Source organism: Vibrio mangrovi (assembly GCF_024346955.1).
In the GTDB taxonomy this organism is placed as follows: Bacteria; Pseudomonadota; Gammaproteobacteria; order Enterobacterales; family Vibrionaceae; genus Vibrio; species Vibrio mangrovi.
The window spans coordinates 1,213,885-1,231,379 of the sequence record NZ_AP024884.1; the positions used below are offsets into that span (position 1 = coordinate 1,213,885).

General features: G+C 44.6%; 19 protein-coding genes. 7 read left to right on the forward strand and 12 right to left on the reverse strand.

Going from position 1 to position 17,495, the window contains the following annotated elements; all coding sequences use genetic code 11:
- Positions 1–24: 24 nt before the first annotated feature.
- The 5 genes from OCU74_RS21500 to OCU74_RS21520 form a co-directional block, all read right to left on the reverse strand.
- Positions 25–687 (reverse strand): TenA family transcriptional regulator, encoded by a 663-nt coding sequence (locus tag OCU74_RS21500; RefSeq protein ID WP_087482986.1) that lies wholly within the window; start codon positions 685–687, stop codon positions 25–27.
- A 22-nt stretch (positions 688–709) separates the two neighbouring features.
- On the reverse strand, positions 710–2,209 hold the full coding sequence (locus tag OCU74_RS21505) for an AMP-binding protein (RefSeq protein ID WP_087482987.1): 1,500 nt from the start codon (positions 2,207–2,209) through the stop codon (positions 710–712).
- A gap of 10 nt (positions 2,210–2,219) precedes the next feature.
- Entirely contained in the window at positions 2,220–2,825 is a 606-nt protein-coding gene (locus tag OCU74_RS21510) for a thermostable hemolysin (RefSeq protein ID WP_087482988.1), read from the reverse strand.
- 144 nt (positions 2,826–2,969) lie between these two features.
- A complete protein-coding gene (locus OCU74_RS21515) occupies positions 2,970–3,551 on the reverse strand; it encodes a class I SAM-dependent DNA methyltransferase (protein ID WP_087482989.1) in 582 nt (193 codons plus the stop codon).
- Between the two features lie 159 nt (positions 3,552–3,710).
- Entirely contained in the window at positions 3,711–4,229 is a 519-nt protein-coding gene (locus OCU74_RS21520; RefSeq protein WP_087482994.1) for a DUF3299 domain-containing protein, read from the reverse strand.
- Between the two features lie 295 nt (positions 4,230–4,524).
- Between OCU74_RS21520 and OCU74_RS21525 the strand changes: the two genes are divergently transcribed.
- Complete coding sequence (locus OCU74_RS21525; RefSeq protein WP_234993650.1) at positions 4,525–6,006, forward strand: alkaline phosphatase; 1,482 nt, start codon at positions 4,525–4,527, stop codon at positions 6,004–6,006.
- A 318-nt stretch (positions 6,007–6,324) separates the two neighbouring features.
- Here the strand turns inward: OCU74_RS21525 and OCU74_RS21530 are convergent, their stop codons facing one another.
- The gene (locus OCU74_RS21530) at positions 6,325–7,281 is read right to left on the reverse strand and encodes a transposase (protein ID WP_261856176.1); all 957 of its coding nucleotides are present in this window, start codon (positions 7,279–7,281) and stop codon (positions 6,325–6,327) included.
- A gap of 298 nt (positions 7,282–7,579) precedes the next feature.
- Here OCU74_RS21530 and OCU74_RS21535 point away from each other — a divergent pair, with 298 nt between their 5' ends.
- A complete protein-coding gene (locus OCU74_RS21535) occupies positions 7,580–7,915 on the forward strand; it encodes a hypothetical protein (RefSeq protein ID WP_143693250.1) in 336 nt (111 codons plus the stop codon).
- A 65-nt stretch (positions 7,916–7,980) separates the two neighbouring features.
- On the opposite strand, the gene OCU74_RS21540 is transcribed toward OCU74_RS21535, so the two are convergent.
- A complete protein-coding gene (locus OCU74_RS21540; protein WP_087481864.1) occupies positions 7,981–8,529 on the reverse strand; it encodes a class I SAM-dependent methyltransferase in 549 nt (182 codons plus the stop codon).
- A 362-nt stretch (positions 8,530–8,891) separates the two neighbouring features.
- On the opposite strand from OCU74_RS21540, the gene OCU74_RS21545 reads away from it, so the two are divergent.
- Both OCU74_RS21545 and OCU74_RS21550 read left to right on the forward strand, forming a co-directional pair.
- Entirely contained in the window at positions 8,892–9,188 is a 297-nt protein-coding gene (locus OCU74_RS21545; RefSeq protein WP_159457447.1) for a putative quinol monooxygenase, read from the forward strand.
- Positions 9,189–9,286: 98 nt separating this feature from the next.
- On the forward strand, positions 9,287–9,913 hold the full coding sequence (locus OCU74_RS21550) for a DNA-3-methyladenine glycosylase family protein (protein ID WP_234993609.1): 627 nt from the start codon (positions 9,287–9,289) through the stop codon (positions 9,911–9,913).
- Here the strand turns inward: OCU74_RS21550 and OCU74_RS21555 are convergent.
- On the reverse strand, positions 9,910–10,881 hold the full coding sequence (locus tag OCU74_RS21555) for a DMT family transporter (RefSeq protein ID WP_200807754.1): 972 nt from the start codon (positions 10,879–10,881) through the stop codon (positions 9,910–9,912). The two genes, OCU74_RS21550 and OCU74_RS21555, sit on opposite strands and share 4 nt — an antisense overlap.
- 107 nt (positions 10,882–10,988) lie before the next feature.
- Here OCU74_RS21555 and OCU74_RS21560 point away from each other — a divergent pair, with 107 nt between their 5' ends.
- Positions 10,989–11,948 carry a LysR family transcriptional regulator gene (locus tag OCU74_RS21560; protein WP_087481881.1) on the forward strand — a complete coding sequence of 320 codons (960 nt, stop codon included), beginning with the start codon at positions 10,989–10,991 and terminating at the stop codon, positions 11,946–11,948.
- Between the two features lie 15 nt (positions 11,949–11,963).
- Here the strand turns inward: OCU74_RS21560 and OCU74_RS21565 are convergent, their stop codons facing one another.
- The 4 genes from OCU74_RS21565 to OCU74_RS21580 all read right to left on the reverse strand — a co-directional run bounded on the left by OCU74_RS21565 (position 11,964) and on the right by OCU74_RS21580 (position 15,651).
- Complete coding sequence (locus OCU74_RS21565; protein WP_087481861.1) at positions 11,964–12,404, reverse strand: Lrp/AsnC family transcriptional regulator; 441 nt, start codon at positions 12,402–12,404, stop codon at positions 11,964–11,966.
- 266 nt (positions 12,405–12,670) lie between these two features.
- Positions 12,671–13,987 (reverse strand): TRAP transporter large permease, encoded by a 1,317-nt coding sequence (locus tag OCU74_RS21570; protein ID WP_087481860.1) that lies wholly within the window; start codon positions 13,985–13,987, stop codon positions 12,671–12,673.
- 1 nt (position 13,988) lies between these two features.
- On the reverse strand, positions 13,989–14,528 hold the full coding sequence (locus OCU74_RS21575) for a TRAP transporter small permease subunit (RefSeq protein WP_087481859.1): 540 nt from the start codon (positions 14,526–14,528) through the stop codon (positions 13,989–13,991).
- A gap of 106 nt (positions 14,529–14,634) precedes the next feature.
- Positions 14,635–15,651: a TRAP transporter substrate-binding protein gene (locus OCU74_RS21580; protein WP_087481858.1), complete on the reverse strand. Its 1,017-nt coding sequence runs from the start codon at positions 15,649–15,651 to the stop codon at positions 14,635–14,637.
- A gap of 418 nt (positions 15,652–16,069) precedes the next feature.
- Between OCU74_RS21580 and OCU74_RS21585 the strand changes: the two genes are divergently transcribed.
- Together OCU74_RS21585 and OCU74_RS21590 are read left to right on the forward strand one after the other, a co-directional pair.
- Positions 16,070–16,657, forward strand: coding sequence for a LysE family translocator (locus tag OCU74_RS21585; RefSeq protein WP_087481857.1), 588 nt, complete (start codon positions 16,070–16,072; stop codon positions 16,655–16,657).
- A gap of 37 nt (positions 16,658–16,694) precedes the next feature.
- Entirely contained in the window at positions 16,695–17,402 is a 708-nt protein-coding gene (locus OCU74_RS21590) for an aspartate/glutamate racemase family protein (RefSeq protein WP_087481880.1), read from the forward strand.
- Positions 17,403–17,495 lie beyond the last annotated feature (93 nt).

The following is a 17,495-nucleotide window of genomic DNA, read 5'->3' on the forward strand; positions in this document are numbered from 1 at the left end:
TGCTCCTTTACGGAAATCTGTATTTTATTGTGTCAGTGTCTGTAGCATTTGTCCGTACAGCTGAAATACCATATTAGCAGAACGGATGATCACTTGCTGCTCATCCGGGTCGGTAATCTGAGCCATCAGGCGAGCAAAAAACTGAATATGATCCTGATCCAGTTCACTATGAGAAGTCAGATAAGTCAATGCATTATCCGGTAAATCCAGGGTTTGCTTCACCTGTTGCGCGACCTGACCACCGATCCCCACACTGGTTCCTTCCAACACCCATACCATACCGAATAAAGCCAGCGGATTTCCCCGATCGATCTGGTGATACAAATAGGCAACCATCAGCTCAATCGCCGTACAGACAGCACCATCATTCTGATTCTGACGAACATCATCTGCTGCTCCGTCACATGCCCGGATATCATTCAAAATCCATTCATGGTGACCGATTTCTTCTTCAATGTACTCAGCAATAGCAGTCCGCAGCCACTCTTTGTCTTCCCCAAGACGGGCACCACATGCCATCAGAAGCGGAACCGTATGCTTTACATGATGGTATGCCTGTGTCAGAAATGCCTGATACTGATTCAGGGTAATATCTCCCTGTCCGCATGCAGCAATAATCGGAGCGGATAGCATTGCCTGACGGGCAGGTTGTGTTGCTTCCTGTAATTTAGCAAAAAAATCACTCATCTCTTCGACTCCACATAAATTATTAAGACTGAATATCAATTAATTTTACAACATTCTGAAAATGTTCAATGTTTTCGCACCACAAACCTACCTGTGCTTCGATCAGGTTGCGTTTAGGGCGTCCATTTGCAGTCAACAGGGCACGATACTCTTGTGGCGACAACACAAACATCACCTGACAAATATGAGCATAGTCGGGAAGCTGGCAGTTCAACTCATGAATTGCAGTTATCACCGCTTCAGAATCCTGAGCCAGTACTAAACCGATAAGCCTGTCTTTTGCTTCACCCACCACGATCAGACTTCGAAGTGCATCCCATTGCTGGCTTTCCGATTCGATCCACTCAGGAGAAATATTGCGGCCAAAGCCGGTAATAATCTGATTTTTCTTTCTTCCCTGAATCGATAAGAAGCCATGTTCATCAATACTGCCCAGATCACCAGTTTTCACCCACTCGGAAGTCAATGGCTGGTTCAGATAACCCAATGCAACTGAACCTTTCACCCAGATTTCACCATCTTCAGCTAGCCGGACTTCGGCATGAGGCAGAATTCTTCCCGCAGTTCCGGGATTGTTTGCTTCAGGTGTATTCAGGCTGACAACCGAACCGCATTCGGACAACCCATAACCTTCATAAGCCGGAATCCCTAAATTATGAGCTTCAGTTAGTGTCTGAGGTGCCACCCTGGCACCACCGACAGCAACAAATCCAAGAGAGTCTGCCAGTGGAGGGAAGTGCCGGGTGACAGCTATCAGGGCATGAAGCAACGCCGGAGTCAGTACCAGTGAATTAGGGTGGTATGACATCAGCGCTACCGCAAAACGCTCCGGATCAAACTGACTGGAACCCTGTAGCCCGACAGCAGCCCCGTTTAAAACAACCGAGCTCAGACCAAGCATTAGAGGGACATACACCCCAGTAATATTTTCCAGTAGTGTCGATAACGGCAACATCACTAAATGCTTTTCCAAACCTGCCAGTTTTGCCATTTCACGGGCCAGACTCGATGTCACCTGATCGAGATTCTGCTGGCTCAGACATACACCTTTCGGTTGTCCGGTCGAACCGGATGTGAAGGTAATCTTTATTGTCTCCGGTAAGATGGCGCCCTCTGCAAGTTCGTTTTTTTCAGAACGACAACCAATAGAGCAGTCTTTCAGTTCGCCACATGGTTCAAAGCCTTGCAAAGGCTGGTCATAAATAAGAACGTCTGTCCCTGTTTGGGAAAGAACATGATCTATCTGGCTGGGACTGAAAAATTTCGGAAGCGGAACACAGGGAATTTGTGCGTACATAGCAGCCAGATCGGCGATCAGCCATGACAGACTATTTTCGGCATAAATTGCAATACAATGCGCCTGCAACTCTCGGAATACTTCAGCATAATGGCACACTTGTTCAGATAATTGCTGGAAAGTCAGTATCTCCTGTTCTTCCGGAGAACTCTGCCCGATAAATGCGATTGCATCCGGACGCTGTTTGGCATGGGAAAATAACGCAGATAAAATTGTTTCACTCATTCATTTTCTCTCACTTTATACGAATACCTTTAGTCAGCCAGTAGCGTCTCAGATGAGCCAGGCTTTGACGAAGGTCTCCGGCAACAATTCGGGGACTAAGCTGGTAGTAACTACCCCATTGGTGAGCATTATTCACACGCTGGGCATCAGCCTGTGAGATAAAGACCGGATTTAACCCCAGTCGTTTCATTAAAGCATACAGCGGATCTGTTACTGTACAGATACACCACCGATACTCCATTTCTACCAGTCGCCGGGCAATCAGATAAAAATGAAATGGGGATATCCCTTTAGAAAAAGAGGCAAGCTGACCAAACTCGATTAAAGCGGAGCGATCAACTGACTGGGAAAACGCATCCGATACAGCCAACTCAGCAGCACAATCCAGATACTGTTCCAGGAAAAGTTGCGTATCGGAGGCGGCACGATATCCACAGATAGACTGAATCTCATCTTCCTGTAACAAAGCCAGAAATTGTGGCATGAATTGATCTATCTTTGCGTCAAATGCAGATGAATACCTTTCGGCAATATATTGTTCAACCTGATGGCGCATTGGATGCGCCTCATCAATCATCTCTAGTTTCATTGAAGAATCGCGCAGGGCGGCTTGCATAATTCAACCCTCTTTGAATACGTTAAAGACAGCATAAGAGGTGAAACTTAAGGGAGACTTAAGAGAATGAAAGCATAAAAAAACAGCGCCTAATCGCGCTGTTTTCAGAGACTATGATAGAAAGGAATCAAACTATAGATGCAATCACTTAATTGCAATCCCCATCATTACCGACATCATTCCCTGGGAAGTTTTTACTTTAAATACCTGAGCAACATTTACATGGGCAAAACCAGCCTGAATCAGCTCATCCTGCATTTCTACCATTCCTAAACCGGATGAACGGTCTTCATCATCAATAATCCAGTCCCAGTGAATAAATGCACTCCCCTGATTGAGCAGCGAATGCACAATTTCCAAAGATTCCGACAAATGTGGTAAAAACTCACAAACGGAGACAGCAACAATCAGATCAAACTGTTTGCGAAATGCCGGATGCTGAGCGACAAGTCCCCGGGTCAGGGAATCAACGACTGGTTCAACATTTTCAAGTTCTTTTTTATCCAACTCTTCGATCATTGCCTCTGACGCATCCAATGCAACAATCGAACGGGCCTCTGATGACATCATCTGACTCAACAAGCCAGTTCCACACCCAAGATCAAGGATGTGTTTGCCTTCAAGGCTAATGTTCTTCGTCAATTCCGCAAATACTTTTTCTGTTAACTCTATATTTGCCTGATCAGATTCCCAAGCCGCAGCGAGTTCATCCCAATCCTTCGCCATCATGACCTCCATCCAACTTCGATTTCAGGGCTTAGGATAACCAAAACAACTCTCGCTTCATAGCGTTACCTACTCATAAGATACAGAATTGTCATCTATGTCCCAACTCACCACAACCAAAGTAGAGAATTGGTCATTAGACCAGCAATCCATAACCTATTAACTATGGTCCTGAGCGTAGTCCTCAAGAGCCTGACCATACAAAACATAACCGCTTTCCCCCAGATCCAGATTCATCGTTTCAGTCTTTAGTTCACCAACCACATAAACGATGTCCCATAATTTACGAATCGGTGCACCATGTTCAAATTTGACATAGATAATCTGATTTGGCGGCGGTGGTGGCACATGGATACAAGCCCCGAGAAACGGTACCAGAAGAAATTCAGTAACTGACTTATCATCACCCTCCAATGGAATCACAAATCCGGGAATTTTCACTATCTTCCCATTAAGATCATCCCGAACTCCCCCCATTTTCAATTGTGGAGGCGTATCATTCTCATGATCGACTGGTGTTGTGCGAACCGGAGGTTTCTGACGGCGTTCCCCAGCAGGAATGAGATCCTTCCATGTCAGAGTAAGCACTGATTCCTGTTGTGCCTGCGCATAAACCGCCCCGGGAAATAAGCCCAGCCATACAAAGAAAAGTAAAAACTGAACAACGTTTTTTTTCATCATTTATTCATCCACAACTTTCTTTTAAAGAAATAATCCTTTTGGATACTTTCACCATAGAATGACTATGGCCCAAATCTCTACCCAGCCTCTGAATCCAGTGATTCTCACTGAAACTGCTCCTGAGAGCATCAAGGTTTATTTCAATATACTGAATCGATCAGAAAAAAATATAGCCACAAAAAAGTTTCACGGTTTATTCACAAATAATTCATCTTCATCGGTATTAATAGATCACGTATTTCAATTTGATATCAGTGGATATTATAAAAAGCGCAAAACACGGAGAATTTTTGTGAAAAATAACCATTTATTATTAGCCAGTGGTCTTATGGCATCGCTTGTCGGTTGTACTACAAGTAGTGAAACTGCTCAAATCAATACACCGCAAAAGAGTGATGTCTGGTTCGTTCAGGCACAGCAACAGATTGCTAAAGCAAAAGCGAACAAACCTATAGATAAACCAGCTAAAAATGTCATTCTGTTTGTCGGAGACGGGATGAGTATTGGCACAATTACTGCAGCCCGCATTTATGAGGGACAGCGCCGTGGCATGCTAGGTGAAGAATATAAGCTGACTATGGAGCAGCTCCCTTATGTTGCTCTTTCCAAAACCTACAACACCAATGCACAGACTCCAGACTCAGCTGGTACAGCAAGTGCTATGGTTACCGGTGTAAAAACTAAACAAGGTATCATCAGCGTTGATGACAACGTCAGACGTGGTTTCTGTAACACCCAAATTGGTCATGAAGCAAAAACAGCCTGGGAAATGGCCGCAGAAAAAGGATTATCTGTCGGGGTCGTTTCAACCGCCAGAATCACTCACGCAACACCGGCAACGACTTATGCTCATGCAGCAGATCGTGACTGGGAAAATGATTCAAAACTACCCAATATTGCTAAAAATCAAGGATGTATTGATATTGCCCAGCAGTTGATCAACTTCAACGGTGGAAAGGGAATGGATGTTGTTTTTGGTGGTGGACGTCGTGAGTTTATTCCAGCAACAACAGTTGACCCTGATGGCAAAAAGGGCAAGCGTAAAGATGGCCGTAACCTAATTGCAGAATGGCAAGTGAAACACCCCGGAGCACAATATGTCTACGACAAAGCTGGCTTTGATACACTGAACAAAAATACCAAACAGGCATTTGGTCTGTTTGAAAGCAGCCACATGAAATATGAAGCAGACCGCAGAGATGGTGAACCCTCTGTAGCAGAAATGACAGCCAAAGCTATCGACATTTTATCCAAGAATAAAGATGGTTATCTGCTGATGGTTGAAGGCGGACGTATTGACCACGCACATCATGCCGGAAATGCGGCCCGAGCTCTGGCTGATACTGTCGCTTATGATGATGCAATTAAGGCTGCACTAGACAAAACAAATCCGGAAGACACACTAATCATTGTGACTGCTGACCATGCTCATACTTTAATCTCAAATGGTTATGCTGACCGTGGCAACCCAATTCTGGGGCTGTCAAAGAAAAATGGTCAATACAATGTAGACGATTACGGCAGACGTTACACTACACTGTCTTATGGCAACGGGCCTGGAGCAGTCAATGGTGCACGCTCTAATCCAACTCAGGAAGAAGTCTTAGACCTCGATTACAGACAACAATCTCTGATAAAACTTTCTTCTGAAACACATTCAGGTGAAGATGTTGCAATTTTTGCCCGTGGACCTGAAGCATACCTTTTCCAGGGAGCTGTTGAGCAAAACTATATCTTCCACGTAATGAATGAAGCGCTTGGTTTAACCAAGTAGTCAATTTAGATAGGCTTTTTTAATATCGGGAAACCAAACCATGCTGTAAAAATAATTGCAGCATGGTTTTTCTTACATGGACATACACTCCAACCTAAACCTAATGCGGACACATGTAAACCTAATGCGGACACACACTTTAAAAAATTCCATTAACTCTATATCTATAAGATAGGAGTTGACATCTGTAATGACACAATCATTGAATTGAACTATCTGGAGGTATTTTATAATGCCGAAATTATTGGAATATTTTTAGTACAATCAAATCAGAGATATATTTACTGCCGAATTTGAAATATGTGGGAAGATATTAAATTAAATAGACAAGCCATGAATTCGTTGTTTATTTAAGGATAATTTAACTGAATATAATTGATTCGGAGTCCCAATCCACAAACACCGCTTTCGCTCAAATTGGGTACATAGATTGAAACTCGCGGTTTGCCCCAAAGACAGCCGCACGAGAATTGCGGGCTGATTTCTATCAATGTATCCCGGTTTCCCTTCTCGGATCTGCCGCCCCACCCAATCGACCCACTCAATATAGTCAATCAAACGAAATGGAAGACCATCAGTCTTTTTCTGATAGGATTCACCAACAAATGGAAATAATCCCGATGATATAGGTGGATTATCCACCAGTGAGTCAAGCCGTCTCTTGAGGGAGGTATACTCTGACGTTTCCGGAGTTTCAGCAATACCTGCCCGAACCGGATTCAGGTCAGTATAGGCCATGGCCGCCAGCAGCGCTTTTTCATCCAGTAATGCCTGAGACTTGAAACGGCTTTCCCAGAAATGCCCACGACATTGGTCTTCCTGATTGGCTTGTCTGGCAATACTGAAATTGAGCTCTTTCATAAACCAGCTCAGGGAATAGAGTCGCTCCCGCCAGAGATGGATGATTCTTCGACAGGTCTGAGCTTCCGATGGAGAGACCTGATTTTTCAGATACCGTTGTATCAGAGAAGGGAGCTGATGTTCTTTCTTCCAGAGTTCAATCACTTCACTGTCTGGGAGTTGTGAGGCTTTTGCCTGATTGATATGAACCACCAGATGATAATGGTTACTCATCACGGCATAGGCACAGATGTCGATGCAATAAACCTGAGCCAGGGACAGAATACGTTGTTCAACCCAGTCACGCCGGTGCGCGTAAGATTTTCCGGTCAGAGGGTCTTCACCACACAGGAATGCCCGGCGGACACAGCGTGATACACAGTGATAGTAGGTGGTGAGATGAAGAGCAACCAACTGAGCTCTGGCGATAGTCATGAGGGAAACACTGTCTGTGAATGGTACTGGCAGTATGTCGAAGTGGAGAGTTGAGGGAAAGGGGTATATGAACACAATACGAGTCATATTGTTTTTTTCGATGTAACTTTGATGTTGATAAAGGATGACATACTGACTTTGTCTTAAGGTGTCTGTCCTCGTAAGGCATTAGCATTAGAGTGTATGTCCTCATTAGTTAGTTTTTAGTTTTTCAGTTCTCGTTACTTACATTCTTTTAGAATGAGTGTCCCTGTAATAATATCTTCATAAATTTCTCTCACACAAAAAGGCCCGATTCATGTGGAAACTTGTTTTTTCAGCGGTATTATCGTCTTCCCTACTACTTAATGGTTGTGCTCCTTCCCAAACATCATCAATCCCGGACTTAGGTGGAAACTGTGACAAAATTGCAAGTTACAATATAGATTTTAAACGCTTTGATGAAGTCGCACAGCAGCTTGTCCACGCCACAGGATGTATGATTGAAACCGATCTATCGAAATATGGTCATATCCAGCCCCATCGTATACGTGGCACAATGAGTATTCGTCAGGCACTCAGAATTGCAATACAAGGAACACCGTTAAAGATTATTCATGAAGAGAAGAATAAAATAACTATTGGACAACAGTAGGTTATGGCGATTTACAGCGAATATAAAGCCTGCAATCGCTGGCAGGCTTTATTAACGAATTATTTTTATATAAATGTCAGAATATAATGATCCGGGCAACCTTCCGTATCAAGATGGAGAATTTCAAACCCGGCATTTTTCACTTCATCGATTGCCATTTGTGGTGAAACCCGTGCATTTACACCTTTAAAATCGACAAATACAAATGTGGTTCCCGGATTTGTCTGCTCGCGCATTTTTTGCAAAAACGCGTCACGATGATGGATAAACCGATAAGTGTTGGCGACAAAAACCCAGTTTACATCGGTAGGGATACAAGGATTGTCTGGTTGTGACTGAATGACCTGAACATGAGCAAATTGTTCATCACTAAACCGTTCCCGCATATAAGCCACCATATTGGGTTCACAGTCGATAGAATAAACTTTCCCTTTACAAAGTATTTGCGAGAAAATATTTGAAAAATATCCGGTTCCAGCGCCAAGATCGGCAACAGTATCATCTTCTTTCAATCCAATGCTACGAATGATATGACTTGTTTTCTGCCATTCTTCACGGTTCTCTCCGTCAAAAATTTCTTTTAGTCTTTCTGGCTCAGCAAAGCTAATTCCCATAATTTACCTTTCAATTTTTGTGGCGGCTCTGCTGAGTGGTTTCAGCAGTTTTCCAACTCAATATTTAAATCGGTGAACTCATTTGCAGGTTATATGCCAAGCTATATTTCATTGTTATTCAATGTATTTTTACTCTTTCCGAGGTTGTAACATGTCGAATTGACCAGCCAGAAACGTATCAAAATGACATGAATGTGTTTTATTGATACAGTTAAGAGTAGTAACCGGAGATGACCTACGCTTTTGATTTGCAGAACAATACGCAAGGAGTAACATATCTTCGAAAATATCGGTACTCAGTAGAGCACCGCATAATTAGTTTTAAAAATATTCATTCCAAGAAAATACTTACGGAGTACTCCATGTCAAACGTTTATCTTATTGCAGAAATTCAGGCCGCAGCAGGTCAGGCTGAAAATGTATCGGCTCTGCTTCAGGATTTGGTCGCCGCATCTCAGGCAGAAACAGGTTGTATCACCTATGAACTGTATCAGGATACAACAACTGAAGGGCTGTTCGTGGTCCGGGAAATCTGGCAATCCACTGATGCACTTGCTGAACATGAACAATCCGTTCATTTTCAGAATTTTGTAACGACCACCCAAGATAACCAACTCACCACCTCTCTGCTGGTTCGCCCATTGACACCGGTTGTCTAACCTCTCTCTAAAGTGAAACCGGAGATGAGACAAATCGTCGCGTCTCCGGTTAAAATCTGAATAGGTTCTATATCCAGCCAAAGACACGAGGCAAAAGTATGAGTCAGCAAATCCGGCAACATCATATCAGTGAAGGAATGTCAGCTTTAGCGCAGCTTGATCCCCATGTTCAGCAGGCGTTGACCCAAGTCGGAGAACCACTCTCCAGACACCGTCCACCCGGTTTTCGCACTCTGGTAGCGACCATTGTCAGTCAGCAGATTTCAACAGAAGCAGCAAACGCGATTATGGGCAGAGTAGAAGTGCTGTTACCACAACTCTCACCGGAAGATATTATTCATATTTCAGAGGAGGCATTGAGAGAAGCCGGGCTTTCCCGACGTAAGGTGGAATACACCAAAGGGCTGGCAGAAGCAATCATCGACCGCAAGATCTGTCTGGAATCATTCTCCCGGCAAAGCGACGAAGAAGTTATTCACCATATGACACAACTGCGGGGTTTTGGTCGCTGGAGTGCTGAAATCTATCTGATGTTCTCGCTGGGTCGGTTAGATATTTTCCCTGCCGATGATCTGGCAATCCGAATCGCTTTAGGTAAATTAAAAGGTCTGGAGGAAAAACCGACCCCGGCACAGGCAAGGGCAATGGTCGCCCATTGGGCTCCGTACCGGAGCATCGGTTCTTTATTCCTCTGGCACTATTATCGGGGCGCCCCGGATGTTTAAGCAGCCGATGGTTCAGTCACATCACTGACATCAGGCTTGCGGCGACTGACACTGACAAGCTGCACACCAATTGCTGCAACAATAACCAATCCCATTCCGGACAGACTGAGCCAGTCAGCCTGCGCTGAGTGAATAATGCCGGTCCACCACCCCATTGTCATACACAGTTCCGTCAGCAGGAAAGCCATTACTGGCGTCACTGCAATCACAGAACTAACTTGTACGGTTTTCCAATAGGTCAGCGATTTGGCAAAAGCACCGTATGCCACAACAGTATTAAGACAACAGAACAAAGCGATAAGCCATTCTTCAAATGACATTTGTAACAAATCTGATGGTGAAGTCAGTGGGAACATCACAACCATTGCCATCAGATAAATCCCCAGCAAAATATTGGAAGCATCAAGTTGTTGAAACAGGGATTTCTGCACCAGAGCATAAAGACTCCATGCTAGTGCAGACACAAAAATAATAGTAAGTCCCGTCAGCAATACCGTCGTTTCCTGCCCGCTCCCGCTCTGCAATACCGGATGAAAAAAGACCAGCAGCCCAGTCAGCAAGAGTGCAAAACAAACCCACTGCTGCCATGAAATATATTCTTTAAAGAAAACAGCACCACCGACAGCCAGGAATAACGGTGCCATCTGCATACTCAATTGAGAGGAATCCGGAGTCAGATAAACCAGACTCCACGCATAACAGGTGTAGTTGATCATTAACAGAACGCCGGCCAGACTCAGACGTAACCAGTCACTACGTTCCAGTCTGCGAAACTGAACCAGACGATTATGCCGTTTTTGCCATAACCAAACGATCACACCGGCAACCGTGAAACGAAGCCATGTAAGTGTAACAGGATCAGCAAAGTCATTTGATAATTTCAAAGCAATCGCAATCATCCCCCACGCAATCATGGTTGTACAACTCAACAACAGCCCATACATAAATTTACGTGATATATTTGCCACACTTCCTCCTGCAAAAAATACTCATCTAGCCTTTATCATGCGGTTCTCTTTCACAACAATCCAATGCATAATATTCCTAACTATTATGCATGAACCGGGATAAACTGATGCTATCTCCAGAGCTACAACATGTGGATATGAAATCATTAACGGGACTACTCTACCTGCTGGAAGAACGAAACGTCAGCAAAGCCGCCAACCGTCTGTTTCTGAGTCAGTCAGCCATGAGTCGGCTATTACAGCGTTTGCGCGATGCATTTGACGATCCGCTGTTCATCCGGACATCGAAGGGAATGGTCCCGACAGCCAGAGCGGCGGCTCTTGAATATCCCATCCGCCAAATGGTCGAACAAATGGCCGGTCTCAACTCAGTCCGTTCCTTTTCTCCGGCACAAAGTGAGCGCTCATTTCGCCTGCAAACAACCCACTATCAGGCACAGGCTTATGTTCCTTACATTGCTTCCCGGTTTTACCAAAACGCTCCAAATGCTTCTCTGGAAACCAGCACGATCACAGAGACCAGCCTTATCCATTCAACAGAACACCATGTAGACGTGGTGTTAGGCAGTAATTATATTCAAGTACCCAATTCTTTTGAGCAATGTCTGCTGGGGCGGGAAAAATTTGGCTGTATTATGTCTAAAAATCATCCGCTGGCCCATAAAGCACAGATTACTCTGGATGACTACATGCAACATAACCACATTCTGGTCAGCATGGGGGGAACATCCCGGAATTTTATCAATGATGCACTCAAAGATCAGGTCAGAGAACGGCGATTCTCTTTCCGGACTCCCTACTTTCTTGCAGCACTGGCAACTGTCGGGCAAACAGATCTGCTTCTCAGCTCCAGCAGATTACTGGCTGAACGCTTTCAGGAGCAGTTTGGCCTGACTATTCGCGATCTCCCGTTCTCGTTTCCGGATCCGAAATATTATCTCTGCTGGCCCAAGGCTCTGACCGACGATCCAGGAGGTCAGTGGTTCCGGGCTCTTTGCCGTGATGTTATACGAGATATGATTCCCTATCCGGAAGAAAATCCGGATAAAAAACTGCCCCCAGAATAATCACGTAACGGTTATTTATCGCTCATCTTTCGGCGAATCCATCACAACCATTGTCGTGATGGAATTCACCTGAGAGCATTCCCCCAAGACCTCAGAATGAAAGCGTTTATAGGCCAGTAAGTCCTTCGTTTCAACCCGAAGTAAGTACTCATTGCCACCCGTAATATTGTGGCATTCCGTTACCTCCGGCGCGAACTGTACGTGACTTTCAAATGCCAGTTGAGCGCTTTTGCTGTGATCCGACAGTCCGATCGAAACATAAGCCACAAAACCAATATCCAGCTTGTGTTTATCAATGACAGCCCGATACCCTTTAATTGTTCCGTTACGTTCCAGCTCCTGGACTCTTCTTAATGTTGCCGAAGGGGATAATCCAACCCGTTCAGCAAGTTCAACATTAGATATCCGCCCGAACCTGACCAACTCTTGCAATATTCTTTCGTCAAACCGATCCATAATAATCACTTATTGTGATAAAACACTCATAAAAGCAATAACAACACATTATCGTTTCCCAGACCACCTCAAATCTTTTATTTATTTTCCAGCGGCTGAGGTGCCTGTCTTCATAAATAAAGATGGGCTAAGGTGTGTGTCCTTATAAATACAAATGAGTGTGTGTCCCTGTAAAGTCCTTTCCTGTAAAGTTGTGGTGTCCCCATATGTGAGCACACCACATTTTTCTATCACTATTTCTTGCCACTGGCTAAAAGAGGAATGATTTATTTCCACCAGAGGGCAAGTTCCGGGAAGAAAATGACCAGAGCCAGCACAGCGATTTGCAATCCAATGAATGGTAATAGTGACTGGAAGATCTCTCCGAGGCTGATATCTTTGGGAGCCACCGATTTCAGATAAAACGCAGCCGGACCAAAAGGCGGAGACAGGAAAGAAACCTGCATGTTCAGACAGAATACGACACCAAACCAAACCGGGTCGAGGCCAAGATTCGTAATGATCGGAACAAAAATCGGCATTGTCAGCAAAGCAACACCAACCCAGTCCAGAAACATCCCCAGAACCAGAAGGATCAGCATCATAATCAGAATAGTGCCCATCACGCTCCCACCGGAGAGTGCCAAGATGGTTTCTTCAACAAAGTCGATACCACCCATCAGGTTGTAGACACCGACCAGTGCAGTCGCACCGATCCCGATCCAGATGATCATACCGCATGTGCTCATAGTCGCTTTAGCACTTTCCTGAAGCATACCAAAATTCAGTTCACCCCGAATCCAGGCACTGATAGCGATGCCGACCACACCCAGAGCTGAAGCCTCCGTGACCGATGCCACACCGGAATAAATACTGCCCAAAACGACAATGACGGATAAAACCGGAAAAAACAGGGCCTTGAAATAATTGGTTTTGCGATCTTCCGCCAGCTCTTCTTCCGTCGGTAATGGTGCATATTCAGGATGGATATGACTCAGGATCAAAACATACGCAATGTAGGCTGACGCAAGAATTGATGCAGGAAGAAAAGCCGATTTAAACAAATCGCCAATAGAAACACTCGCCGTCAAACCATAAATAATCAGGACAATACTGGGAGGCAGCATCGTTCCTAATGCACCACCCGCACAAGTCGTACCGATGGCAAGTTTACGGTTATAGCCTAAACGTAGCATCTGCGGTAACGCGAGAATCCCCAGTAGTACAGTTTCACCGCCGATCACTCCAGACATAGAAGCCAGGACAACAGCAACAACCAGAGTCTGTACCGCAACCCCACCGCGAACCTTACGGCCTACAATTTTCATTGCATCAAACAGATCACGGGCAATGCCGGAACGGTCTAACAAGGCGGCCATCAGAACAAACATAGGAACCGCTAAAAAAACATAACTACCAACGAAGCTGTATAGACGACTGGTAACCAGTGGTAACGCATCGATACCAAACCAGCCAATGGCAAATATCAGAGCAACTAAACCGGTAACCATTGCCAGTTGCATGCCCGTCAGAAGCAATACAACCATAGAGACCAGCATTAAGAGGCTGCCATAGCCTATACCTAAAGCAGACAGATCAAACATGTTATAACTTCCTCAGATTCGATACTTCTTGAATCAGGTGTAAAACAAACTGCACACACATCACGCACATCGTCAGAAAAATCATTATTTTAATGTACGCAGGGAAAGGAGGATTCCAGGCTGAACCTGAGGTCTCAAAGTGAAGTTCTCCAAACGGAGAAAAAATTGCACTTTCAGTCATTTGATAAGCAGCGTATGCGAGCAAAGCCGCAAAGATAAATCCCATGATGTGATGGAAAATATTTAAGTAGCGCCGGGTACGTTCGGAAACGGCATCGTAGATTAACACGACACGCACATGCTTATTGGTCGCCAGGGCATAAATACCACCGAAAACAAACAGGCAGGCACCGATGAATGATGCAGACTCATGTACCCAAATAGTCGGTGAATCAAATACATAACGCATGACAACTTCATAAAATGAAATAGCCACAGTGAAAAGAAACAGTAAGCTCAGCATATTGCCAAGACGGACGATAATTCGGTCCAGCACATTATGAGGAGCTTCTGTATGGTGAATTTTATTATCTGTGCTCATGGGTAAAGGTCCAGTTTAAAACGAGAGTCTGCATACAACAGGCCGACAGAACAACTGCTCATGACAGACTCTCATTCTGATTGAAAAAGGCACTGATCTCTATCTTTTACAGGAGGCCATTTTCTTTCAGGTAAGATGTCAGAGAATCAAACACCTTCTTAGCATTAGGAGATTGCTTGGCGAACTCTTCCCATTGGGTCACAGCAATTGCACGGAATTTCTTACGTTCTTCCGCTGACCAATCGTGAATCGTGATATTCGGATTTTTCTGTGCTTCTTTCACCGCTTGTTGATCCGCAATCCGCAGTTGCGTAGTAATATCCTGAGCAAAATCACGGACAGATACGGTCAGAATTTCCTGAAGATCAGCTGGCAATTTGTTCCACTTTTTGAGACTCATAGAAACATCGATCAAAGGAAGTGAGTGGAAACCAGGCTGAACCGGATGTGTCGCAATATCATTCATCCCTGCTTTCTGGTTGGTTGAGAAAACGGTATAATCAGCGGCATCAATCACGCCTTTGCTCAGCCCGGTGAAAACCTCAGATCCGGGCAAGTTAACCGGCGCAGCACCTGCTGCCGCGAATACTTTCTGCACCAGCCCTTCCGGAGCACGCAATTTCAGACCTTTCAGATCGGCAACACCATTCAGCGGTACTTTTGATACGAAAGATTCAACACCGGTTGTAGAACCACCGATAAATTTCACGCCATAAGGTTCATACAACTCATTCATCAACTCATAACCGCCGCCATAGTTAATATACTGAAGAAGTTGCTGGGTATTGGACCAGGCACCAACCGTATTACCGATCAGACCAAAAGCAGGATCTTTACCGGAGAAATACCCGGTCGCGGTAATCTGACCATCCAGTATTCCCATTTTAATACCGTCCAGTGTTTCAGTGTGCTTAAACACACTACCGACCGGTAATAGATTAATTTTGATTCGTCCGCCAGACATACGCTCAACACGCTCGGTCCATTGCTTCTGGATCTGGAAATTCTTATCACCTGATGGATCAGATGACTGGAATTTAAACGTGTAATCTGCTGCGAAGGCCGAGGTCGAGAGAGCGCCACTTAGCGTAGCGATGAGTAACGTTTTGGAAAATTTGCTCATGGTGTTTTCCCGCTATTTATTGTTTTGTGAGTGTAGGGTCATTACCCGATGTTACCGGTAACCAAAATGATGTTACCGGTAACTTTTGCAATCAGTCAATAGCAGTGTAGAAAAAATCGGGCTTCAATAAGTGTTATTTTCTAAATAAGTGAATGCAGTCACGGCTGAGCAAATATTCAGAAAAAGACCATAAGGATTGCAATATTATTTCTTATAAGAGCAACAATTCCACCATTTGTTGTTAACAAACCCCTTCAAAGAGCAATATAAACGCATAATTGCGCCACTTTCCCGATATGATTTTCTTATTCATCTTCCAAGCCCCAGATGACCTCAGATTCAGTTTCAACAGGAAAATCATCCGTTACTGACAAGACTGGCCTGAGGTTACTCAGATATAGAAATAAGAGAGGTATCAATGTTATTTGAACAACTATATGCACTTGCTCTGTTTGCTTTCATTTCAACATTCACCCCCGGACCAAACAATATGATGCTGATGGCTTCCGGAGCGAATGTCGGCTTCGTGCGTACACTGCCTCATATGCTTGGTGTCACATTCGGATTTGGCGCGATGGTATTTTTAGTCGGGATTGGCGTTTCCGGAATATTCCATGCGTTCCCTCTTCTGCACCCAATACTAAAGTGGTTATGTCTGGCATACCTGATTTATCTGGCAGTCAAAATTGCTACCAGCCGGCCCAACATCTCCAGCGACAGCTATCAACCGATGACGTTTTTATCTGCGGCACTATTTCAGTGGGTCAATCCGAAGGGTTGGTCTATGGCACTGACTGCCGTCAGCCTTTACAACCCATCCGCAAGTATTCAGGGACTCATCTGGACTGCCATGGTTTTCATTATCATCAATATTCCCTCAGGCACAACCTGGGTTTTTGCCGGAAAACAGATCAGTACCTTGCTCAGAAAACCGGCTCACATTCTGTGGTTTAACTACACTATGGCTTTCCTGCTGGTTGCCTCTACACTGCCGATGATGCTATAACCATATGTATCGTATTGATTTATCAGAGGTACATAAGATGAAAACCATCGGTTTAATTGGCGGAATGAGCTGGGAATCAACGCAAACCTACTATCAGTTAGTCAATGAAGGTGTGAAACAACAACTGGGTGGTCTGCATTCTGCCAGGCTTTGTCTGTACAGTGTGGATTTTGCAGAGATAGAGCAACTACAGCATGAAAACCGATGGCCGGAAACAGCAGAGATTCTGGTCAGTGCAGCTCAATCTTTAGCCGCCGCCGGAGCTGACTTTATCGTCATCTGTACCAATACTATGCATAAAGTCGTTCCGGAAATGGAGGCTGCGATTTCTCTTCCAATTCTGCACATCGCAGATGCCACTGCTCAACAGTTGAGCCGTGATGGAATCAGAAAAGTAGGCTTACTTGGAACCCGGTTCACCATGGAACAGGACTTCTATAAGCAGAGAATAGTTGATCAATACGGGATTGAAGTCATTACTCCTGATGCCGACCAGAGGACGACAGTCCATCAGGTTATTTACGACGAACTCTGTCTGGGCACAATTAAAGAGAGTTCCAGAGAAAAATATCTGAAAATAATTGACTCACTCCATGAACAGGGAGCACAAGCTATTATCTTAGGTTGTACCGAAATCGGTCTGTTGGTCAAACAGTCTGACACACCGGTACCGCTTTATGATACAACGACCATCCATGCATCAGCGGCCGTTCATGAGGCACTGGCAGATAACGTCCCTACATAATTCACACTGTAAATCAGGACGATTTGATCAGGATAAAATACAGCTGGTACAGAAAACGAATAGATATGAATGTAATTGAATGCAGTTGATTTT